This is a genomic window from Sphingobacterium sp. JUb20, from assembly GCF_004342035.1.
Lineage (GTDB): Bacteria > Bacteroidota > Bacteroidia > Sphingobacteriales > Sphingobacteriaceae > Sphingobacterium > Sphingobacterium anhuiense.
Genome location: NZ_SLYV01000020.1, coordinates 40,487 through 63,804, shown reverse-complemented (window position 1 = coordinate 63,804; position 23,318 = coordinate 40,487). Strand labels below are relative to the sequence as shown.

17 protein-coding genes are annotated in these 23,318 nt (G+C 32.8%); 5 read left to right on the top strand and 12 right to left on the bottom strand.

Annotated features, from left to right (window positions below; translation table 11 throughout):
• Positions 1-61 precede the first annotated feature (61 nt).
• Positions 62-922, bottom strand: coding sequence for a hypothetical protein (locus EDF66_RS24325; RefSeq protein ID WP_132845741.1), 861 nt, complete (start codon positions 920-922; stop codon positions 62-64).
• Positions 923-1,249: 327 nt separating this feature from the next.
• Here EDF66_RS24325 and EDF66_RS24320 point away from each other — a divergent pair, with 327 nt between their 5' ends.
• A complete protein-coding gene (locus EDF66_RS24320; protein WP_132845740.1) occupies positions 1,250-2,809 on the top strand; it encodes a type I restriction-modification system subunit M in 1,560 nt (519 codons plus the stop codon).
• Positions 2,810-2,847: 38 nt separating this feature from the next.
• Complete coding sequence (locus tag EDF66_RS24315; RefSeq protein ID WP_132845738.1) at positions 2,848-4,074, top strand: restriction endonuclease subunit S; 1,227 nt, start codon at positions 2,848-2,850, stop codon at positions 4,072-4,074.
• 54 nt (positions 4,075-4,128) lie between these two features.
• On the opposite strand, the gene EDF66_RS24310 is transcribed toward EDF66_RS24315, so the two are convergent.
• Positions 4,129-5,373: a restriction endonuclease subunit S gene (locus tag EDF66_RS24310; RefSeq protein WP_132845736.1), complete on the bottom strand. Its 1,245-nt coding sequence runs from the start codon at positions 5,371-5,373 to the stop codon at positions 4,129-4,131.
• Between the two features lie 74 nt (positions 5,374-5,447).
• Here EDF66_RS24310 and EDF66_RS24305 point away from each other — a divergent pair, with 74 nt between their 5' ends.
• The gene (locus tag EDF66_RS24305) at positions 5,448-6,374 is read left to right on the top strand and encodes a tyrosine-type recombinase/integrase (protein WP_132845734.1); all 927 of its coding nucleotides are present in this window, start codon (positions 5,448-5,450) and stop codon (positions 6,372-6,374) included.
• A 102-nt stretch (positions 6,375-6,476) separates the two neighbouring features.
• On the top strand, positions 6,477-9,356 hold the full coding sequence (locus tag EDF66_RS24300) for a type I restriction endonuclease subunit R (RefSeq protein ID WP_132845733.1): 2,880 nt from the start codon (positions 6,477-6,479) through the stop codon (positions 9,354-9,356).
• A 286-nt stretch (positions 9,357-9,642) separates the two neighbouring features.
• On the opposite strand, the gene EDF66_RS24295 is transcribed toward EDF66_RS24300, so the two are convergent.
• The 4 genes from EDF66_RS24295 to EDF66_RS24280 form a co-directional block, all read right to left on the bottom strand.
• Complete coding sequence (locus EDF66_RS24295; RefSeq protein WP_132845731.1) at positions 9,643-12,630, bottom strand: DEAD/DEAH box helicase; 2,988 nt, start codon at positions 12,628-12,630, stop codon at positions 9,643-9,645.
• 470 nt (positions 12,631-13,100) lie between these two features.
• Positions 13,101-13,388, bottom strand: a complete 288-nt coding sequence (locus tag EDF66_RS24290; protein WP_132845729.1) for a DUF3892 domain-containing protein — start codon at positions 13,386-13,388, stop codon at positions 13,101-13,103.
• Positions 13,389-13,421: 33 nt separating this feature from the next.
• Positions 13,422-13,778: a hypothetical protein gene (locus EDF66_RS24285; RefSeq protein ID WP_132845727.1), complete on the bottom strand. Its 357-nt coding sequence runs from the start codon at positions 13,776-13,778 to the stop codon at positions 13,422-13,424.
• A gap of 242 nt (positions 13,779-14,020) precedes the next feature.
• A complete protein-coding gene (locus tag EDF66_RS24280) occupies positions 14,021-15,148 on the bottom strand; it encodes a DUF4236 domain-containing protein (protein WP_132845725.1) in 1,128 nt (375 codons plus the stop codon).
• A gap of 141 nt (positions 15,149-15,289) precedes the next feature.
• Between EDF66_RS24280 and EDF66_RS24275 the strand changes: the two genes are divergently transcribed.
• The gene (locus tag EDF66_RS24275) at positions 15,290-16,366 is read left to right on the top strand and encodes a type I restriction endonuclease (protein ID WP_132845724.1); all 1,077 of its coding nucleotides are present in this window, start codon (positions 15,290-15,292) and stop codon (positions 16,364-16,366) included.
• An 80-nt stretch (positions 16,367-16,446) separates the two neighbouring features.
• On the opposite strand, the gene EDF66_RS24270 is transcribed toward EDF66_RS24275, so the two are convergent.
• The 6 genes from EDF66_RS24270 to EDF66_RS26180 all read right to left on the bottom strand — a co-directional run bounded on the left by EDF66_RS24270 (position 16,447) and on the right by EDF66_RS26180 (position 23,061).
• Positions 16,447-17,007, bottom strand: a complete 561-nt coding sequence (locus tag EDF66_RS24270) for a thermonuclease family protein (RefSeq protein WP_132845722.1) — start codon at positions 17,005-17,007, stop codon at positions 16,447-16,449.
• Between the two features lie 18 nt (positions 17,008-17,025).
• On the bottom strand, positions 17,026-17,982 hold the full coding sequence (locus EDF66_RS24265; protein ID WP_132845720.1) for a hypothetical protein: 957 nt from the start codon (positions 17,980-17,982) through the stop codon (positions 17,026-17,028).
• Between the two features lie 11 nt (positions 17,983-17,993).
• A complete protein-coding gene (locus EDF66_RS24260) occupies positions 17,994-20,108 on the bottom strand; it encodes a phospholipase D-like domain-containing protein (RefSeq protein WP_132845718.1) in 2,115 nt (704 codons plus the stop codon).
• Positions 20,109-20,449: 341 nt separating this feature from the next.
• The gene (locus EDF66_RS24255) at positions 20,450-21,115 is read right to left on the bottom strand and encodes a response regulator (RefSeq protein WP_132845716.1); all 666 of its coding nucleotides are present in this window, start codon (positions 21,113-21,115) and stop codon (positions 20,450-20,452) included.
• 15 nt (positions 21,116-21,130) lie between these two features.
• The gene (locus EDF66_RS24250; RefSeq protein ID WP_132845714.1) at positions 21,131-22,801 is read right to left on the bottom strand and encodes a tetratricopeptide repeat-containing sensor histidine kinase; all 1,671 of its coding nucleotides are present in this window, start codon (positions 22,799-22,801) and stop codon (positions 21,131-21,133) included.
• Positions 22,802-22,902: 101 nt separating this feature from the next.
• The gene (locus EDF66_RS26180) at positions 22,903-23,061 is read right to left on the bottom strand and encodes a hypothetical protein (RefSeq protein ID WP_165902514.1); all 159 of its coding nucleotides are present in this window, start codon (positions 23,059-23,061) and stop codon (positions 22,903-22,905) included.
• Between the last annotated feature and the right edge of the window lie 257 nt (positions 23,062-23,318).

Genomic DNA, 23,318 nt, shown 5'->3' with positions numbered 1-23,318 from the left:
CAAGAAAATACACCGGAAAAGTAAATGTATTTTTTTGAAGAAAAGTGGTGAAATACTTTTGCTAAAAATTGATGAAAGTAAATTTGCTATTTACAAAAGTCGTAAAGACAATTTGCCCTGCTTCCAATAATCGATTGTACTCTGCTTTAATAATAGATCGATCTTGAGTTAAATCAAAAGATGGATTTATGATAGAAATAGCTTTGTTAATCGTATTGTAAGTTTTCCCTGTTCCCGGAGGACCATATAGTATTTGATTAAGAGGCATATTGATTTGTGTTTTTTCAGGTAACGTAATGCATTCATTTGAGGTATTTTTACTCGTATGCGCCTCAATTCTATTTTCCATACGACTGATTCGATTTTCAAATTCACTTAATTGAACACGGTGAGCTTTAAACATGGGATTCTTTTCCTTTTCCTTTAAAATAGCAACATCAACGAGTTCAATAATTTGAGTAAGTTGCTGATCAATATCAGAAAACATCGCTTCAAGAGAGATATAGTTCTCTTGAATAGGCGCAATGAGCATCCTGAACATTTTGTTCTGTTCGTTAACCTTTTGTTTGAATAAAAATTTCTGTTGTAAAGGATCTTTTAAATCCTTAATTACATTTAAGACAGACTGATTTTGTGGGTCACTTGGTTGTTGTGTTTGCGTAAAATCAAAATTATAGGTGTATACAGATTCATTTAACGTAAAAACGAGACTAATAGCTTCTGCTGACGAGCCAGGAAAGGAAACAGGCATAGCATAAAAGCTTGTCGCAAAATAATTGGACCGCTCCGTTCCAATAAAATAATCCTTCTCCGAATTTGTACCTTTCTTCTTGCGAACATTAAAGGTAAACGTCTTGTCTAATTGATGCTTAGTATACAACCAATCAAAAACTACCTTTTCAAATTCTTTATAACTTAACATATAACTATCTCAAATAATTCAAATAATTTCTTCTCTACATCCAGGCTGACATAGATGGTTAATATATTTTGCTTAAAATAAACAAATTAAATGCATTTAAAGCGGAAAAGTAAACATTTTAGTATAATTAAATTTTTAGGTTCCCTTATATAGCAGGAAGTAGTAAGTTTTACAAGATGTTATTAAGTTTACATGTCTTTATTATGCTGATTATTTATTCTCCGAAATGATTGAATACAGAAGATTGATAGAAAGATTGAAAAAAAACAATTACTTTAGTGAATTCTTACGGATGGTAAAATTCCTATTTAAATAACATCACTCTAAATGTCAGAAGAACAGAAAAAAATATTAGAGCAACAGCTTTGGAATATAGCTAATACTTTACGCGGTAAAATGAATGCAGATGAATTCCGTGATTACATATTAGGCTTTATATTCTATAAATATTTAGCTGAAAAAATGGAAATTTTTGCTAACTCTATTCTTGAACAGGATAATATTCAATTCAGAAATATATCAGAAAAGACAAAAGAGGGCCAGAAATATATCGAGGCAATTAAAGAAGAGGCTCTTGAAACTTTAGGATACTTTTTAAAACCATCTGAACTTTTTGGTGAAATTGCAAAAAGAGGCAACAGTGATACTAACACCTTCATTCTTGAAGATCTACAGAAAATATTGACTAATATACAATTGAGTACCATGGGAACGCAAAGTGAAGAAGACTTTGACAACCTATTTGAAGATATGGATCTCAATAGTACAAAATTGGGTAAAACTGCAGATGCAAGAAATGCTATTATTGTTAAAGTATTAATACACCTTGACGAAATTGATTTTAAACTGGAACATAGTGAGCTTGACGTACTAGGTGATGCCTATGAATATTTGATAGGACAATTTGCAAGTGGGGCTGGTAAGAAAGCGGGTGAATTTTATACGCCGCAAGAAGTTTCTAAAATTTTGGCAAAAATTGTTACGACAGGAAAAAATAGACTGAAATCTGTTTATGATCCAACATGTGGATCTGGTTCGCTTCTATTACGTGTTGCTCGAGAGGTGAAAGATGTAAATAATTTCTACGGACAGGAGATGAACCGAACCACCTACAATCTTGCCCGAATGAACATGATACTTCACGGTGTACATTACATGAAGTTTGACATCAAGCAAGAAGACACGCTGGAGCATCCACAGCATTTAAATGATATGCCATTTGAAGCTATAGTCGCTAACCCTCCTTTTTCTGCTAACTGGAGCGCAAATCCTTTATTTCTAAATGATGATCGTTTCAGTCAATATGGAAAATTAGCTCCTGCAAGTAAGGCTGATTTTGCATTCGTACAACATATGATTTATCATCTAGCGGAAAATGGTACAATGGCAATTGTACTACCTCATGGAGTCCTATTCCGCGGTGCTGCAGAGTTACAAATTCGTAAATACTTAATAGAACAGAAAAATTATTTGGATGCTGTAATTGGGTTACCTGCTAATATCTTTTATGGCACCAGTATCCCTACGTGTATACTAGTATTCAAAAAATGTCGAGAAACACCTGATGATGTCTTGTTTATAGATGCAAGCAAAGAGTTTGATAAGGTAAAAAATCAAAATATACTACGAAACATCCATATTAATAAAATTGTAGAAACTTATCGAAATAGAACTGAGATTGAAAAATATAGTCATCTAGCTTCATTAAAAGAGATATCTGATAACGACTACAATCTTAACATACCACGTTATGTAGACACTTTCGAGGAGCAAGAGGAAATCGATATTCAAGCTGTGATGGCTGAAATTAAACTCTTAGAAGCCAAACGTGCAGACCTAGATAAAGAAATTGATGTTTATTTCAAAGAACTGGGCCTTATTTTCTAATTATTCAAATCCTTAATGTTATTAATAACGAAACTACAATGACCAAGATTGCGAATAAAAAATTAAAAGTAGGTAACGTTCCTAATTTGAGATTTCCAGATTTTAATGGAGAATGGGAATTTAAGAATGGGAATCAAATTTTTGATAATATTTCAAATAAAAACCATAATTCGGACTTGCCAATACTTGCAATAACTCAGGAATTTGGGGCTATTCCGAGAAATCTTATAGACTATAAAATATCTGTTACTGATAAAAGTGTTGAAGGTTATAAAGTTGTTGAAAAAGGTGATTTTATTATTAGCTTGAGGTCATTTCAAGGTGGAATCGAATATTCTGAATATAAAGGTATTTGTAGCCCTGCTTACATAATATTAAGATCAAAAGCTCAAATCATTGATAAATTTTTCAAATTTTATCTAAAAACTCCTGCGTACATTATTTCTTTGAATAAAAATCTGGAAGGTATACGTGATGGAAAAATGATTAGTTATAAATATTTTTCTGAAATTCATTTACCTCTTCCGCATATTGAAGAGCAGAATAAAATTTCCAATTTTTTTAATTTAATTGAAGCAAGAATTCAAACCCAAAACAAAATAATTGAGGGTTTAAAATCGCGAAAAATTATAGTTTTAAAGCAGATCTTTGATCAGACCTTAAAATTTAAAAATGATGAAGGAAACTCTTATCCTGATTGGACCAGAAAAACACTTGGTGATATATCAGAAAGGGTTGTTTCCAAAAATAAAGAAGATAATAAAAATGTGCTAACTATATCAGCGCAACATGGATTGATAAGTCAACTAGAATATTTTAACAAGTCAGTATCAGCAAAAGATGTTACGGGATATTATCTACTAAAAAGAGACGATTTTGCTTACAATAAAAGTTATTCCGCGGGTTATCCTATGGGGGCTATAAAGAGGTTGATAAGGTATGATAAAGGTGTGGTATCAACATTATATATATGTTTTCGTTTTAATGAATTGGTCAGCAAAACCTTTATGGAACAATATTTTGAAGCAGGACTTCAAAATATTGAAATTGAAAAAATTGCTCAAGAGGGCGCGAGAAATCATGGTCTTTTAAATATCGGAATATCTGATTTTTTTAATATTTCTTTAATATTACCATCTTTCTCGGAGCAGAAAAAGATAGCAGATTTTTTATCTGTTCTAGATAATTCTATTAGTAATGAAATTACTTATTTACAAAAATTAGAAGAACAAAAAAAGTTTTTTTTGAGAAACCTATTTGTTTAGAATATTAATTCTGCCCAAAGAGTATAGCTATTAATCTCCTTTTGATTACTTCAGTTAAATAAACATTTGCTGTAATAAGTGTTTTTTCTGTTTTTCAAGCTGTTTTAAAATTCCTTTTTCAATTTGAATTTTATGAGCAATTAATGATAGAAATGTAGCTATTCTATCTTGTTCTTTTGTAGGAGGAAGTGGAATCGGCATTTCAAAAAAAGAACTATTTGAAAAGCTCATCCTGTCTGCTCTTGCACCGTAATTTGCAATGCTTTCCATATGAACATACCAAACATTTGAGTTAAAAAAGTGTTCATAAAATGATGGAGATCCTTTTTTTAATCTAAACACCAAATATAATGGAGACATAACACCAGTACCTATTTTATTCATGGAAATAGGTCCAACAGGAGCTTCTTTTGAAATTCTTGGGTTATAAATAAAATCGTCCTTTTCAACAATATAATAACCATTGATATTATTTTGGTTCGCGATTTCTTTATCAAAAAAATCACTTTGATTAATTATTCCAAAGCTCGCAGAATTTGAAAAAACGGTTTTAATCCTCATTTCTCTATTTTTTACGATCCTCTTTTCAGCAATTATGCCCAACTCTATCGTTTCCCAGTTGAAAAATTTATTTTTTTGCTCATCGCTAAATTTAAGACGTTGCTTAAATATTTTATTTCTGAGATTTCGGATTAAGGATTGATAATGTATTATTATTTTGTTTTGGGTTTGCATACGTTCATCCAACAAGCTCAATAAAGCAGTAATTCTTCCTTGTTCTTGTACGTTGGGAAACGATAATTCTATTTTTGAAATCCGTCCAATATTAATACTTAAAACTTTTGATCCTTGAGATTCTTTTTGAATTTGTGTTCTGAGAGAATTAGATTTAAACAAATAACCATTAAAGCCCAAATGAAAAACATTTGATTTTGGTCTTGCTAATAAAGTGTGTAATCCTGACAATAATTTCTCTCCATTGACATTTATAATTTCGATACTTTTACCCACGTCATTCAAATCTTCGGAAGCATCTGCAAATATAATATCTCCTTCTCTGCAATAATTTTCATCCGAAATTCTTTCCACATTTATTTCGTCATTTATGAATGGAACTATTTCATTAGTAATATTGAATAAGGTTTGAAATTTAGTATGAATATCTCCGTAATGGATATTTTTTACAGCCCCAACTTCGTAATTCAAATTCTCACGAGACAAGGAATTAGTTACTTTGAAGTCCATAATTTCCCCCAACTTCTTCGTTTCCCATTCTCCATGAAAATCTGGAAATCTCAAATTAGGAACCTTAGTGAAATATAAATCCTCAATTCTTTATTTCTTTCCTTTGGGGTTCATAAATATTAATAACAATGAATAATCAAAAACAAATCGTAGAGATAATTGATCTATGGAAGACAAACAAAAAACAGTATGTAAAAAAATCAAGCTTTTCAGCGTATACACTCCTTATTGAAAATCATCTATTACCTGTATTTGGGAAAAATTACACCATTGAAGAAACAGAGGTGCAGGCTTTTGTCTTTCAAAAATTGAATTCCGGATTAAGTCAAAAAACAATTAAAGATATTCTAATTGTCCTGAAAATGATTATGAAATTTGGCGCCAAGCATAAATGGTTAGTTTATACACCTTTTGATATTCAATTTCCTACCGAAAGAGAAAAATATACGGTAGAGGTGTTGAGTCGTACAGATCAAAAAAAAATAATGAATCATATCCAAGAGCATTTTACCTTTCGAAACTTAGGTGTTTATATTTGTCTAAGTTCTGGCATGCGCATTGGAGAAGTTTGCGCCCTTACATGGGAAGATATCGACACAGATAGTGGTATTATAAAAGTTAACAGAACTATTCAACGTATATACGTCATTGAAAATGGAATCAGAAAAACTGAACTTATTTTAGACACGCCGAAAACAAAAAATTCTATTCGTGAGATTCCGATTAATAAAGACCTATTGCGAATACTCAAACCGTTTAAAAAAATCGTTAACTCCTCATTTTATGTATTGACTAATGATGCCAAGCCTACAGAGCCAAGGACATATCGTACTTATTATAAAAATCTTATGAAAGAACTAAATATGCCTGCGCTTAAATTTCATGGTTTAAGGCATAGCTTTGCAACTCGATGCATAGAAAGTAATTGTGACTATAAAACAGTTAGTGTGCTTTTAGGGCACTCAAACATCAGTACAACTTTAAATCTATATGTACATCCTAACATGGAGCAAAAAAAGAAAGCTATCGAGCAGATGTTTAAAGGCTTGAAATAATTTTTAAATTATGAATTAGGAGAAGTATAATAAGATTGCTAGATTTTGTTAGATTTGTATATAAATAGAATGATCAATATAAACTCCTAATTCATAATTATTTTGGGTAGACAATCAGAACAAATTTTAGAGGAAGAACTCATTATCCAATTGCAAAAATTGGGATATAAATATATTACTATTGTTGATGAGAAAGCACTATTGGTAAACTTGAAAAACCAATTAGAAAAACATAACCATATTCAATTTAGTGACAATGAATTTGAAAAAGTACTGAACATTCTCAATAAAGGATCTGTTTTTGAAAAAGCAAAAATATTACGTGAAAAAAAGCATCATATATTAAGAGATAATGGTGATAATTTATACTTTGAATTTCTGAATGTAGAGCATTGGTGTCAAAACGAATATCAAGTAACTAATCAAGTAAAACAAGAAGGTAAATATGAAAATCGTTATGACGTCACGTTGCTAATTAATGGTTTGCCCTTAGTACAAATTGAACTAAAGCGAAGAGGTCTAGAAATGCGAGAAGCATTTAACCAGATCAACAGGTATCAAAAACATAGTTTCGGAGCAGGAAAAGGTTTGTTTCACTTTGTTCAACTATTCATTATTAGCAATGGTGTAAATACAAAGTATTTCAGCAACTTTGGGACGCATAAACAGGAATATCTTCAAACTTTTCATTGGACTGACGAAAATAATAATCCTTTGAACAACATTCTGAATGGTTTTACAGATTCGTTTTTAGAACCGTGTCATATCAGTAAAATGATATGTAAATACGTTGTGTTAAATGAAACTGAAAAAAGATTGATGATACTTCGCCCCTATCAATACTACGCGGTTGAAAATATAATTAAGAAAGTAAAAGAGAATGAAATCTTAAATGGTTATAATATAGAAAAAAACGGATATATATGGCATACCACGGGAAGTGGAAAAACCCTGACAAGTTTTAAGGCTAGCCAGATTTTGTCTAATATACCTTCTATTAAAAAAGTTGTATTCGTAGTAGACAGAAAAGATTTAGATTACCAAACAAATAAGGAATATGACAATTTTAGTAAAGGTTCAGTTAGCTCTGCGACGAATACGGATGACCTTATCCGAAAATTCAATGATCCTAATGTCAAGATAATCGTAACTACTATTCAAAAATTAAACAATACGATTTTAAGAAAGAATTTACTAAAAATGAAACCTATTCAAAATGAAAGAATGGTTTTTATTTTTGATGAATGCCATCGTTCACAATTTGGCGATACTCATAAAAATATTGTTGGTTATTTCTCCAATATTCAACTGTTTGGTTTTACTGGAACGCCCATTTTAGCTGAAAATGCCGACGGAGAAAAAACGACAGCAAGTTTATTTGGAAAATGCTTACATAAATATGTAATCACTGATGCAATACGCGATGAAAATGTATTGAAATTTTCAATAGAATATATTCAAACTTTCAAAAAGAAAGACCATATCATTGATTTGAAAGTAGAACAAATTAACGAGTCTGAAGTTTTTGAAGCGCCAGAACGTAAAGAAGCAATTATTGATTACATCATTCAGCATCACGATCAAAAAACACAGAACAGAAAGTTCTGTGCAATGATGTGTGTGCAAGACATTGATGCAGTTATTGCGTATTACGAGATTTTGAAACGTAAAAAGTTAAATGGGGAACACAATTTAAAAATAGCAACTATTTTTAGTTTCGCACAAAATGAGGATGAAATACCAGAACGGATTATTACTCATCAAAATATGGCCGCAGAGGAACATACAGAATACGAAAGCAGTTATACGCCTCATCGACGAGAATTATTAGAAACTTATGTACAAGATTTCAATGAAATGTTTGACGAAAAACATGACATTAGAGACAATGAAGGGTTTTACAATTATTACAATGCCGTTGCTAGGAAATCAAAACATCCTAAACATGAAACAGATATCTTATTAGTGGCCAATATGTTTCTCACTGGTTTTGACAGCAAAAACCTCAACACTTTGTACGTTGATAAGAACTTAAAATATCACGGATTAATACAAGCATTTAGTCGTACTAACCGTATTCTCGATAAAAATAAAACACAGGGGAATATCGTTTGTTTTCGAAATTTGAAAGAGAAAACAGATCAAGCTATTGCTCTATTTAGCAATAAGGAAGCTATAGATGAAATCATTGTCGAGCCATATGAAAATTATGTTGAGAAATTCAATGAAGTAAGTAAGACATTATTTGAACTAACTCCAGAAGTAAATGCTGTAGATGATCTGTACTCAGAAGATGATAAATTACAATTTATCTTAACTTTTCGTGCATTAATGCGATTGCATAAAAAAATGAGTCATTACACCGAATTTACATGGGAAGATCTACAAATAGAAGAACAATTATTTGCAGATTATACAAGTAAGTATTTGGATTTAAAAGATACACTTTCAACTAATACAGGCACAGAAAAAACATCAATTTTAAATGATATAGATTTTGAATTGGAATTGATAAGGCGAGACACGATCAATGTCACCTATATTCTACAGTTATTGATAAAATTTAAATCAAAGCAAACTCATAAGGACAAAGAAAGTATTCAAAAAGAAATATTCAACCTATTAAATACTGAAGTATCATTGAGAAGTAAAAGGGATCTAATTGAAAAATTTATTCTAGAAAGCTTACCAAACATTAGTGATACGGATAATATTACTGATGAATTTGAAAAATTCTGGAACAAAGAGCAAGAAAAAGCACTCGATACTTTAATAGAAACTGAAAAACTATCTGAAGAAAAAACTGAAAAACTTATAGAAAACTATCTATTCACGGAGCGAGAGCCATTAAGAAGAGAAATTTTAGACCTTCGAACTGAAGGAAGGCCTAGTGTTTTAAAATCTAAAGAAATCGGTGATAGAATCTTAAATAAGATTATAGGATTTGTGGACACATTTGTTACTGGCTTAACAGGAAGTTAGTAATAATATGCTGTACAATGATTCAAAACGAAATTAATAACATATCTTTTGTCGTTATTAACGTAGTAAGAACGACACCGCCAAACAAGGAATCCCGTAATTAAACAAAAAATAAGATCACCTGTAGAACAACCTCTTTCTACAGGTGATCTTATTTTTGGGCATCATCCTATCTACTTCGAAGGCCTCACCGCCCATTAATCTGTCATAACACATCAGTACTTAATGAATACAAATCAGGTTTGAAACATAGATCAAGACGACCTTGAATTAGGTTTGCCTAACATTAATTATTTTCAATATGGTTATACAATAAGTTTGACGGTTTCATGCTAGAACTATTTTTGTAGAGACCTTCATGACCGAACATGATAAAAGAATCTTTAGCTCTGGAAACGGCAACGTTAAGCATATTGGGTCCTATATCATAGAAGAAGCTAGAATTTGCCATATTTGATCCATAGACTGAAGAGAATATAATGATCGATCTTTCAGCTCCTTGCAATGCATGAACTGTTCCTATCGTTAGATTTTTCATCGACACACCAGATCTTTGCAATACTGATTTTAAAACAGACTTCTGCAATGTAAACGGCGTTACAATAGCTACAAGATCTCCTATAATTAACTGTTTGGTCTGTCTATTTTCTTTTGTTGCAGCTTTATTTTCTTGTTCTTGGTAGTAATCAATAATTCGCGGCTCGTTCTGCTTGATCCATGTTGCGATTTCCTTAGCTTCACCTCTATTTGATTTACTTACAGCAGAAGGGTCTGTCTCATAATTGTGATGAATGAAAGACATAGGGGCTAAAACTAAATCTTTTGGAGCTTTACCTTTTTTGGGCAACAATAATCCTTTATATGCGAGAACATTGCAATAGTCTATGATTTCATTATAACAACGTCTATGTTCTGTAAGCCATAATCCTTTTGCTAAAGTCTTCTTCTCGTGATGTGGAGATGATTTTTGTGCTAGTTTCATAACGGACCCTGTACTGCAAAGGAAACCTAAATCACTGGCTGCAAAATAATCGTCGTCTATTTTTGCTAAATCATGTTTGTAATAATTTGCCTTGTCTACTAATTTAGTAACACTCCAAACGGGATCAATCTGTAAGGTATCGCCTACGACGATTGCTTTTTTTGCTAAACTAAATGTGGCCGCTCCTACTTCGGGTGTAACCTGACCAGACTCGTCGACAATTAAGTAATCAATAGCGGACACCAAGGGATCTCCATCCCATTTATTTTTTCCTGCCGCGTCTTTACCTGCAAATTTTAATTTCTGGAAATACTTCGGGGCCATATAAAAAGTAGATACAAAACATGGGAACAGCATGCTAAATCGTGTCCATCTTTGTAGTGCAAGTGGACCTGTAGTATTCCAATGATTGCCGTCAATGAGGGCATCTTGCATGGCTACTAACCAACGCGCTTCCCAATAGTGGATCGCTAAAAAGAACATGTCGTTTTTTATATTCGTTTCTAGTTCATTGAAAAAATAATTTACTTTTTCATTTCCAACTGCCTGATATAATTTTTCTGTTTGTGGTGGATTGGCATGAATACTATTGTTTATTTTCCAGTTGTCCCATTCAATGCATTTCTTCTCTATTTGACTAATTAGCTTAAACTTGGACTCAAAAAACGAATCGATTGCAGCTATTTGACGAAGATTAATGGTTGTTAAATCAAAATCAAATTCGCGAAATAAACCTCTTAATTGCTGCTCGCGTATCCTGCCTATAAACGGTAAAAAACAAAATAACTTGATCCACCAGGGTTCTTTTAAGAAGTAATCATTTTTTTGTTTTTCAAATGCGAGAAGATGTTGTTTAACATCTTTAACTTTGCTCGAAAAATCACGATCAGCAAGCTGGATATCTTTTTTATAATGAAGTTGTCCTAATTCATTTTCAATTGATAAATAAGATGCCCAGTAATCGGCGCCAAGGTTCAAATTCCTTTGGTGATTGATCAGTTCGTCTCTTAAAAACGCAGCTGCCGTGTTTGCATTGTCCTTCTTATTATCAGGAAATGATGTTTGAAAGCAATCAAGGAAAGTGTTTCTCGCCTTATCCAAGAATGGTTGGTTCTCAATGATCGTGTTAATTCCTTCTCTCATTTTTAGATAAGGAATATCACCTTCAATTACTTTGGATGTACTTGGGAGAAATAATGCAAAACTTGAAATAGCAGGGATCCATCTTTCATACAGAACACCTTGTTTTACTTTTACATTTTGAAAACTATCAACAATATTTGTTACAGCTTGATTGTTTGTTGAACAGGCTAGAATTAGTGTTGGTTTTTCTCCTTGAATAGCTGACTTTACAACTTCATTTGCGACTATGCTTTGTAATAATGTTGTCTTTCCTGTACCAGGAGGACCATTGACAGCAAGGATTTCTCCTTGATGCATGTTATTGATTTCATACAGGCTCTGTCTTTGCGTGATAGACAGCGGATATTCATACCCCATCTGCCCTAAATGCTGCGTACTTTCTTTAACAAAGTCTCTATAGGGTATTAAAGATCGAACTTCTCTATCTTTAGGTTGAATAAGATTTTCTAAAAGGGGTGCATGGTCTTGATTCAAATGAATTAAATGATCGTACAATTTTATAATTCCATCTGCAGCCATTTGAATTGACTCGTCGACGATTATTGTAAATCTTTCAATTTTCTCATAGTCCAATGGCACGTATGTTTCAATTGCTTGGTCGGTAATTGATGTAAATTGTCGCGCAAGATGATGGTAATATTGATGCCATGTTGTACCTAAGAATTCATCTGAGAATACTTTATCGACGTCATTAATATTCGCGAAAAGATAATCAATGGATTGAGGTGGCAATGGTTCTAAATAGTCTCGACATACATATGGTGCTGATTCATCAGGGATTAATAATTCTCCACTACGCTTTAAATTTGCTCTAATTAAAAAAGGCATCATGAAATTCTTATCTTGAATGCTTTTGTTATGTGCAAATTTATTATTGATCAGAAAGGGGCTGATAAGAACCGATACTTGCTCCAAGTGAATCCAATCCGGATCTTTTGCATCTTTTATACCCTTCAGATTATTTAATCTCTGACTCTCTCCCGATATTATTTGTGCAGCCAACTTATGGTCGACACGTCCCAACTGTAAATTTATATCAGATAACTCTGCAAAGTAATAGGAAACTTTGCCCTCCTTCAATTTAATGGCAGGTCGAGTGGCATCTGCTAATGAATTGCGCCAATATTTTAAAGTATTCAAATAGGTCATATTCTCCCTTTCAAGTTTATTAATCAAACTTAAATAATCTGTCGAATATTTAGTTTATATGCTCAAATATAATTTATTTTTTTCCTCTTTCTTAAGAAACAAATGTGAATAAAAACTTATTGAAAAGCACTATTATTCTTAATAACCATATCATCAACTGATTTTATTCACATTTGGCTAAAATAGTTAATGGATGCTTATCTTTGTACTAACAGTACACGCCACGCTACCCATAAGAACAGCGTCCCAGGGCGTGTCTTTTGTTTTATAGACCTTTTTTAAGCCACGTTCTATGTATGAAAAATTTCTTAACAGACGATGAGGATCAAATACATGTATTTTCTTAAATGGGTACACAGTGAAACGGATCGGCAATAAGATAAACAGTATTCTACTCCCTCACTTGAGTAAAGAAATAGAATACTGTTTTTATGTTAAAAAATTCGGATAATAATATTAAAAACCTGATTTTACGGACATTCTGGTAAACTCAATAAATTATTTGGTTGCTCACCATCATTCTTTGTTTTTAGATACTTATTGCCATATGCGCTAATAGCGACAATTACATCAACCGATACCCCGTCTTTCTTAACGAAAAAATCCCATTTGCCATTTTCAATTCCCTCAATAGCTGCCTCCTGTGAGAGTTTCCACCTTCCACCATCATGATTTATCCCACCAATAAATTCAATCCTTTCGTATGCACTTGTACGATTTGTTTTCTTAATGCATTTAACTTCATGTTTAGTTGCCATAATTTTATAATTAATTGTGAATGATTAAATAACTTATGTATGCTGCCAGCATCTGCCCCCTCCTGCAACTTTTCTAGAGCAAGTCCCTCCTTTTGTAGTAGGTGCTCCGCAATAGCCAGAAGCAGTAGTTCCACCGCCACCGCCACGAGAAGAGACAGTGTAACTTGTCGTAGCTTCAGCTATTCCTGAATGAGATGAAATACGAGAACCATTTTTAGTAATATATACGTGCATATTACTCACGTTACTCACTAAAGTTTGTGCCGTCACATCTAGTTCGTAGACGACAGCATTCGGGAAATCAATCTTCCAACGTTTACTTTGTCCCTTAAGAGACACCACTCTTTCATTTGCATCAAGGTAAGTGATATGACATTGTTCACATTCCACTTCATAACCGTAAACATCTTCTGCTGAATTATCTTTGCTACAAGCAAATAAAAACGGTAATAAAATAAATAGTAAAAATTTCTTCATATTAATATTTATATATAATTTATAATGTCAATCCACTATGAACGAACATATTGAAACAAAGCTAATCAGGATTTGTACTCCATGTTTACGGCATACCGTAAGTGGGTAGATCAAAGAGGCAGATCCTCGTATACTTATATTTAGTTTTTCCAGATCTAAGCCAATTGTTTAATAGATTGCTGATATTCTCTAAAAGCTTGTCCAAAAGCTGCAGTTGCTTCGTAATTACTAAATTGATACTCTTCATGAACTCCTGTTGTCGTTTTTAATTTTAACTCTCCGTATCTCACAACTGGAATTTGATAATTCCCCTTAAACCGCTTGTCTCGACTCCCATTTTTATTAACCTTAGCCCAGGTTTGCTCAATGATTTTTGTATCTACAGGTACGCCCTGAGTTTCTGTAAATCTTACAAAACTCTGCTGTAGATTTATTTCGTCCAACCCTATGACTGCAAAGTCTTTATTTTTGCTATACATCACAATAAAATTAGGATAGATATAGAGATCTGCACCGTTTGCATTTTGTAAGAATAATGCTTGTACATCAGATTTAAATTCGGGTATTGACTTCAACCCGAAATGAACAGTATTGCGCTTTACAATCGTACTTGCCGAGGAACGGGTAATGCGACGATCTTCAAATTGAGCACTTGTTACGTCCCATATTTTACGACTTCTTGTTAGTTCGATAAATCTAGCGACAAGTTCTTCATATTTATATTTCGATTCAGTATCAAAATCTACTTTTAAATTGACAAATGATGACTCTTTCTGTTCTTTTGTTTGTTTCAATGCTTCTCCTTGGGCTTTTAAATCATTGTCTATTTGCTCTGGAATAGATTTATTGATCAATCCATAAACCAGCAAATAACTCATAACTTTTTTGATTTTGCTAAATCTTAGAGCTATTCTAATTTTGGAAATATCTTTTTCCAATGAAAAGCGCTGCTCCCGTGCTAGTAATATGGCTTCTTTTATCCCCTGCATATCTTGACTGGTGATTTCATGAATATCTGCACTAAAGATATTATCGTATTTAGAATCGTATGGTTCTAATTGTTGCGGAGAAATCGGAGATTCAAATAATTGTGAATCACCATTAACAAGTTTCTGTCTATTGTATAAACCCAATCCTGGTATACCGGTGTTGAGATAGGTTCCAGATTTCCCTAATGTGATACTAGCCCCTTTTACTCCGATTGAGGTTGAAATACCACTCTTACTAAAATTAAGATGGACAACAGGTATAATTTTTACACGTCTTCTAAAACTCCAAGCCATAATAATGTTTCGTTAAATATTTTTTAGTTAATAATTGAACACAAAACTATATGCTGAAGTCGTTAATCTGTTACGGCTAAGCGTAACACTTACTTCTAATTCCTATTTAAATTTGGGTATAAATCAATCATTATAAATACTATGGAAAATGACCTATTACTCAAACTAGAGCAGCTACACCAACGTGTCGGAAATCTAAAGGAACAAATCAGTACTGAAGAGGCTACTAAAAATGCCTTTGTTATGCCCTTTATTCAGATTTTGGGCTATGATATCTTTAACCCGACGGAAGTAATACCTGAATTTATCTGTGATATTGGCACTAAAAAGGGGGAAAAGGTAGATTATGTCATAAAGAAAGATAATGAGCCAATACTTATTATAGAATGTAAGCATTGGAAGGAAACTGCTGACGCACATAACTCACAATTGCATCGTTATTTTCATGTGTCAAAAGCAAGATTTGGCGTTTTAACAAATGGTCATATTTACAATTTTTATGCTGACTTAGAGAAGCCAAATATAATGGATGAGAAACCATTTTTTACTTTAGACCTCTCTAATCTTAAAGATTCCAATATTAAAATTTTGGAAAAATTCACCAAGAATGGATATCATCTTGAAGGTATATTGGATTCTGCTGAAGGTTTAAAGTATATTAAAGCAATTAGAAAGGAGTTCGAAAAGGAGATCCAGGAGCCTTCTGATGAACTGGTTAAGTTATTGGTCAATCGTTTCTTTGATAAACCTTTAATCGCTTCAAGGATGGCAGCCTTTAAGGAATATACGAAAAAAGCTTTATCGTCATCTATTAACGAATCTATTAATTCGAGATTAAAAACTGCTCTAAGTATTAACGACACAATCCCTCAGAAAACTATAACGGAAATTGAACCTATTGATGAAAACACCGGAAATGAATCTAAAATCATAACCTCTGACGAAGAAATCGAAGGTTCTCAGATCGTAAAAGCAATTCTGAGGGAGCATATACCAGCTTTGCGCATTGCTTTTAGAGACACACAGTCTTATTTTGGAATTTTGCTGGATGATAATAATCGTAAACCCTTGGCAAGACTGCACTTTAATTCTGCAAATAAATATCTGGAGGTCTTCCATGAAGGGAAAGACAAAGGAGTCAAAAAACTCTTAAATTCATTAGACGAAATCTATAATTATAGACAGGAGATCACTGATGCTCTTCAGAACTATGAGTAATGAAAATGATGTTTAATAGTATGTCCAACTACCGAATTAGGTTCGTGTAGCCTAATTTAATAGTTGGACATAAAAAATTATTAGTCAAATACTGGATTATCGTATAATTTCCAAAGTCCTAAATGATTTGATTTTGCATAATTTTGATCTCGAACAAATTGGGATTCAAAACGTACATTAGGGGGTATAGTCATTAAAACCGCATAGCCATTCTTAATTAATTCTTCATTGATAAAGACATGATCAAGATAGGCATATGCCAATGTTCTACCAAAACGATCAAGGGAATCAACATCAAATTCCAACCTAATTTCCTTATTGAGGATCAAACTGTCAAGATGACTCTTTGCGACTTTACCAAAGGGATGTTTCTTTTTCTTAAATGCGCTTCTTTCTTCTGGTGCATCTATACCGATCAGTCTAATTTTAACATTTTTTCCAGACTTGTTTTTACCCCAAAAGGTATCACCATCTATCACTTTATAGACTTTTACATAAGATTCATGTGGCAGACTGCTTGTTGCCATAAAACCCTCAGATTTGAATGTTTGTTCTGAGTGAACACAGCTCATGAGAAATACAATAAGAAAGAACAGTGCAATTATAACAAGCTTTACAGCGACATTAGTCCATTTATTCATAATATTAAGCTTAATGAACTACAACATTTTAAGAAATTGTTCAAACTCTTTGTAAAACTGTTGTTTTGTATTGACCGCCTGAATAACCTTTACATTGGAAGCTCCACTATCTTTCAACCACTTTTCCCAGATAACCTTAATAATCTGAAAATCGGTTGGCTGTACCTTTGAAACTCCATATTTATCGAGAGAACGATCTACCATTTCTGCAATAAATATGTTAGCGTCCTTCAGATTAAAGTTGGTCTTATTTATCGCGTAAGATGAATCTTGTACTATAAACTCCTGCAACTCTGACTTACCACTGGCATTAAATGCTTTACGTATTTTTTCGATCATTTCCGGCCCTAACTTATACCCCTTACCTTGATTAGCGCTTTCAATGTATCCGTCCGTTAAAAGCAATACAACATTGGTATTCTTCTTATTGACGATTGCATTAGTGGTTTCATTTAAAAACTGAGGGGATACATCTACCAATGAGGTTTTAATGGTTTCGTTAAAATAATTCCAAACATCAGCCCCTGTTTGGTTCTGTAATGAATAATCGTAAACGCGATTGACTTCATCTGCAAATTCTTGTTTATCCGAATTCAGTTCTTTACGGATATAATTAGATCTATCCAATTGCTTGCTTCCAAACTGACTAAAATCAATCGTCATCTTTTTGGGATCAAACGACGAGCTGTTTAAAATCCCTCTGTTTATAAAATCAATTTTGTAAATATCTGACTGACCGGAGCTCCGATCATTTAATTTCAACAGATCGTCAGCATGATCAATAACCTCCCGTATCAGTAAGGTATCGTGGAGAGGTTTAGGATATTTCATCATATTGATCCGATTGGACAAGTCTGGTGCGATAATAATATTATAATCTTTAATCATCACCTCTTTTTTGGCAGTTTTATCACCACCACTGCAAGCCACTAAAAATGGTAACACTACCAATGGCAATATATGTTTTATATTCATATACTTAATTATTAGTTATTGAAAGCTGGAGTATCTTGAAAAAGTTCATGTTTGACGTCAGATTGTAATCCTAAATTGGAAAGCCATGCCTCACACTCTCTAACTGCCTCACGGGTTTTTGTTTCTGCTTTTAAGATGGCGTAAACTTCATATAGGTATTTGCTCCACCCTTCCATGTAAATATTGACCCGATTTTCCATTTCAGCCTTAGAGATAGGTAACTTATCATTGTCAATCTGACTTTTGTAAATTTGTCCAATATTACTGATCCGCTCCTTAAATGTAAGTAACTGCTGTTGTAGTGTACCTATCCTTTCATTTTGTTGGATAGGTAAGTGCTGTATATGACTGATCTTTTCTTCTTTGTTAACCTGCAAAGTAACAAGCTCAGCTTGAAATGCATCATTCTCCAATTGGATTTTATTAATCTGTTCTTGATATTCTTCGATTTCGGCTTGATGACTTTGGGCAATATGTTTGCTTTTTTGCTGTTGAAAAGAAAGATTACGTTCGTTTATTTGATTCATAAATTTTTCAAAAAAGAAACTGAAAAGAAAAACACCCAATGCTCCAAGGATAAATACCAACCAGAAATTACTATCCACCATAACATTCGAAAGCGATAACTTTTGGTCGGTTTTATTGGTCAAAAGTTCAATGTCATTGATGTTTTTAGAAACTTTATAAGCAATAAAAATATCTACAACAAGAATTAAAATGATACCTAAATTATTGATGAATGATGCTTTAATTATATTCCAAATGGTTTGATCCTGCTGTTCGTTTTTTTCTGTCGATGCAAACAGATCATTAAATACTTTATACATACCAAGCGCTAAAGGTATGGCAACAAACAAAAAGAGAAATAGTATACCACCAGCTCCCTTTTCTCCTATTTTTGAAATAGCATGTGGATTAAATACTTCCGGTGATTCAACGCTTGCTGATCCCAATAGCATCATTTCTTTAATTTCCTCTTTCGAAAAAATAAAAATATAAGCTACTGAAGAATAAAAAACAAAAATGTATAGCGCAAGCAATAAGGTAGTACCTCCCAATATGAACATGATGGGTTTATTCATTGTGGGTTTCACAAATTCGATCTCCAGCTCTTTCATCTTTTGCTTCAAAGATGAAATCTTAGTTTCTATAAAAGGAATTTTTGTAGTATTGTTTGATGCAATCTGTAGACGCTTTTCTTCGATTTTGCTCGTCAATGCATTGATATCCGAATCTATATTTTGCTTGTCAACTGTAGCATTATTTTTTATCTTTTCGATCTCATGCTCCGTCTTAAATTCCATATTGGTCGAGCTCAGCTTTTGCTGTTCATCTATTCTTACTTTCAAACGTTCTTTCTTTTCGGCAATGACATCAATTTCATTGATAAAGTTAGAATACAGACTATCCATTGCTTGATGAAGGATTTGATGGTCTCCACTGTTCTCGTAGGCACGATTATATCCACTAAGCTTTACTAAGTCCTTATCAAAAGCTCCAACTTCTGATGCGATAATATTATCTAAAACATCTTTATATTCCTTGAGCGATTGTTGCTGAAAATTAAGTTCTTGAACAGGTGTGGAATGAAGAATGGTTTGCGATGATGTTTTCACTGGTATAGGATTTTCTTTTTTTTCTGATTGTATAATATCTTCTAACAGTTCACCATTATTGATCCTGATGGCCCTGGAACGAATTTGATGAAATGTTTCAATATGTTCTGTTACCGTTTTTGAATAATTTGTGATGATAACGCTTACATGATTGTTCTTCGAATTATTGCTCCAGTTATAAGAACCTGTAATAACCACATTTTTATCAATAACACAGAATTTTTGATTCATCATTCCCCAACCTACATTCTTGACCTTGGTCACCTCAGCGCCGTGTTTTTCTAATATGGAAAAATCTAATTTTTCATTATCTGGCTGGTCTGATATAATGATAAGAACTTTCACTTGTCGATCAAGACAGCCTTGGACTGCGGCGAATAGTTCATTATCGGTAAACCATGCCATTGCAATCAATACCTCGGTTTTGGCTTTAAAAAGCTCCTGCCTAACACGTTCATTGATACCCCTGCTATCCGACAGTGTATCTTGGATCAAATGATCTGAATTCATAAGTGTTTTTAGTTAATATGGTTAAAATAACTTTTCTGATGGTTTAATAACATCGATCCAAAATTATCAATAACCTACTCTAAAATGATACGGTTTCCCGTAACTAAAACTATTATAAAAATGGTGTTGTAAAATAAAATAATTGACAAAAAGATTAATAAAAAGCATTAAAAAACTCTTCACGACAAATAGCAAGCGAAAAAATAATTTATTTGAATGGAAATAAAAAAGGCTACCCCAAGGATAGCCAAATATTAGGTTTATAATTACTAAATTTAATTACATGATGTGCAATGACGTGTCTGTTTTTCGCGAAAAACTATAACATGTAATATTTTATTTTAAATAATACCGATCTCTTTGCAATGAGCAACTAACTGTTCATTTTTAGTAAAATTAAGCACATCTTTCATGATATTGAGTCGTTTCTCAATACTGCTCAAACTGGATGGAATAACTTCTCGTTGTTGCAAGTAAAGTGGCATGTCTTTTTGAGATATCCCTTCGTATAATAACCGAATGATATGTAAGTCAAATGAAGTAAATTCGTGCGAGTTGCGTTCTTGAACAACTTTTTTAACATCTGGAGATTGATAGGTTTTATTATTATATACGATCTGAAGTGCTTCGCGTAAATGTCGCCCGTCATGCCGTGCTTTACGGACCATACCATCAATTTGATTTAACTTAAACATTTCAGTGATCTTGCTGTTCCGATCTTTCGCTGTGAATAATATGACTTTAATATCAGGTTGCACCATCTTAATCGCTTTAATCAGTGATAAGCCATCTTTTAATTTCTGTGGACTTTCATCATCTTCAAATTCGATATCAGTAATAATCAAATCATATGGATCCTTATCGCGAAGTGCATTATTTATCCAAGTCAATGCATGATCGCAATAATGAACGTACTTGACATCTTCTACACCAAGATCTTTAAGTGTTTTCTGTACTGAAATATTGGTCATCTCGTGATCTTCGGCAATGAGTACTTTTTTAAACATACATTATCGTTTTTTTTATATGGGTATATTGATTTTCACACTAAGCCCCTTCCCCTCTTCTTTGACAAAGATAATTTCACCACCAATACCTTCGATACGGGAAACCATATTAGATAAACCTTTTCCATATGTTTTTGAATCTGATAGACCAATCCCATTATCTTTATAAAAAATTTCTAACTGATTACCCTGGTTTTCAAAACGAATAACAACTTGATCTGCTTGACTGTGTTTTTTCATATTAACCATTAATTCTTGTAGAACATGACTAACCTCTTCCTTGGCCCTTTTATTTATTCGTGTCCATAAATCTGGTTCATTTCCGGCAATAAGAACACGACGGTGATCACTTGCAAATGATTTGAGTAGATCTGACAGTTTTTCACTGAAAGAAACTTCGGTTTCAGTCTGCTCTTCAACATCATGTGAGATATCCCGCGATTTCTGGTACATATCATCTAGTTTGTCCAGTACACCTTCCCGATCGATATCTTCCTTATACTCGATTTCAGTCATAACACGATAAATTCCATTAGCCACGACATCGTGAATTTTTTTAGAAAGATGAAGCTGATTTTCTTTGATCTTATTCTGTGCTTCAAGTTCAAGTCGCTGTTTGCGTTTTTTGTACCAAAAGACTCCAAGAACAATTGAAAACAGGAGAAATCCTATACCAATACGCTGAATTAGTAAATGTGATTCCTTTTTCTCATTCTCTTTTTCTAAAACTAAATTCTGTGCTTTGCTCTTTTCGGATTCATAACGAATTAAAGCAAACTGGTTCTTAGCTGATGTTCTCGCATTTTGAAGGCTGTCGTTGAGCACCATAAATTTCTTGAAATAAATCTTTCCTTGATCCGGCTTTATATCTATAAGAGCTTTTAGAGCAGTTATTTGGTCGTCCGGACTATTAATTTTTTTGGCTATGTCATATTGTTTTTTAGCATAAAAAAAAGCTGAATCAACATTAATATGAGTGTAGTACTGAGAAAGACTAGCGAAACTAGATTGTTGTCCCCATAGATCGCCCTGTTGCAATCTAATTTTTAGTGCTAGCCAATAATCTTTCAAAGGAATAGATGAAGAGGAATTCTGCCATTTTGTTTTTGCTAAATTATTCAGAAATCGAGCAAAATCCTTTGAACCTAACTTTGCCAAACTAAGATTTTCTTCACCAAGAGCTATAGATTCTTTATATTTTTTCGCACTTCTTAAACTTACAGATAGATTATTCTTATATTTCAATTTAAGCGCGGGGTCATCACAATAATGAATAGCCAATGTAAAATAGCGAACTGCATCATCAAATTGATTTAATTCATCTGAAGCATTAGCTATAGTATTATAGGCTAAGGACAAAAGTTGATGGTCAGCACTTTTCTTTTGATTTAGATAAATCAAAGAAGAAAGTAATGTTTCTTGCGAACCAAAAAAGTCTCCTTGATCAAACTGAATATTTCCCATGTTGATCAAACAATTTGCAACGGGTAAATTCTGTTTTTGAATCAAGAATTGTTCTTTAGCCCTATTGAAATAATGAAATGAACTATCATTTTTTCCTTCTTCAAGAAATTGGTAAGCTAAATCATAATATTTATTATTCACTTCTTTTTCAGGCTCTATTTTATTATTAGAACAGGAGATAAAGAATATTAATATAATCAATGTTTCAAGTAATATTCGCACATTATAGTTTTAAGCGAATTTATTGAATTTTAGGCCATAAAACAACATTAAAAAAAAGGGAATTATATAATAATAATTCCCTTAATTCATATAAAATTTATTTACAATTTAGGTGGTCTTGGATTTTCCTTATCTCCACCATCACCATCATTAGGGTCATCATATCCGGCTGTTTGCATAGTTGTTGGATTCCCTTGTGTTGGCTGTGAACTACTTGGTTGACCTATTCCGAATAAAAAATATAATATTAAACTCCACATAATTCAAAAAATTAGAATGTAAAAACCTGGTAGCTCCATATGCTCCGTGCATAGGATTACTACATGTGTTTTCAGAAGGCCTTCTGAATTTTTTGGGAAGTAAGAGTGTCACTCACGGGAGGCAAAAGCTGCTTCCCAAACCGGCTAACGACTACCGTGAGATCTTCTCATTGTGAAATCTATTTAGTATCTTAGTCTCATAAACTAATCAATCTATCATCTGACTTCGAAAACAAAGGTATAGCGGTTAAAAAGCT

Bases quoted from the DNA above. Each gene is read 5' to 3' on its own strand.
- EDF66_RS24290 (WP_132845729.1), bottom strand. From the start codon at position 13,388: ATGGCAACTAAACATGAAGTTAAATGCATTAAGAAAACAAATCGTACA.
- EDF66_RS24265 (WP_132845720.1), bottom strand. From the start codon at position 17,982: ATGAATATAAAACATATATTGCCATTGGTAGTGTTACCATTTTTAGTG.
- EDF66_RS24325 (WP_132845741.1), bottom strand. From the start codon at position 922: ATGTTAAGTTATAAAGAATTTGAAAAGGTAGTTTTTGATTGGTTGTAT.
- EDF66_RS24255 (WP_132845716.1), bottom strand. From the start codon at position 21,115: ATGTTTAAAAAAGTACTCATTGCCGAAGATCACGAGATGACCAATATT.
- EDF66_RS24275 (WP_132845724.1), top strand. From the start codon at position 15,290: ATGGAAAATGACCTATTACTCAAACTAGAGCAGCTACACCAACGTGTC.
- EDF66_RS24270 (WP_132845722.1), bottom strand. From the start codon at position 17,007: ATGAATAAATGGACTAATGTCGCTGTAAAGCTTGTTATAATTGCACTG.
- EDF66_RS24295 (WP_132845731.1), bottom strand. From the start codon at position 12,630: ATGACCTATTTGAATACTTTAAAATATTGGCGCAATTCATTAGCAGAT.
- EDF66_RS24305 (WP_132845734.1), top strand. From the start codon at position 5,448: ATGAATAATCAAAAACAAATCGTAGAGATAATTGATCTATGGAAGACA.
- EDF66_RS24315 (WP_132845738.1), top strand. From the start codon at position 2,848: ATGACCAAGATTGCGAATAAAAAATTAAAAGTAGGTAACGTTCCTAAT.
- EDF66_RS24280 (WP_132845725.1), bottom strand. From the start codon at position 15,148: ATGGCTTGGAGTTTTAGAAGACGTGTAAAAATTATACCTGTTGTCCAT.
- EDF66_RS24260 (WP_132845718.1), bottom strand. From the start codon at position 20,108: ATGAATTCAGATCATTTGATCCAAGATACACTGTCGGATAGCAGGGGT.
- EDF66_RS24320 (WP_132845740.1), top strand. From the start codon at position 1,250: ATGTCAGAAGAACAGAAAAAAATATTAGAGCAACAGCTTTGGAATATA.
- EDF66_RS26180 (WP_165902514.1), bottom strand. From the start codon at position 23,061: ATGTGGAGTTTAATATTATATTTTTTATTCGGAATAGGTCAACCAAGT.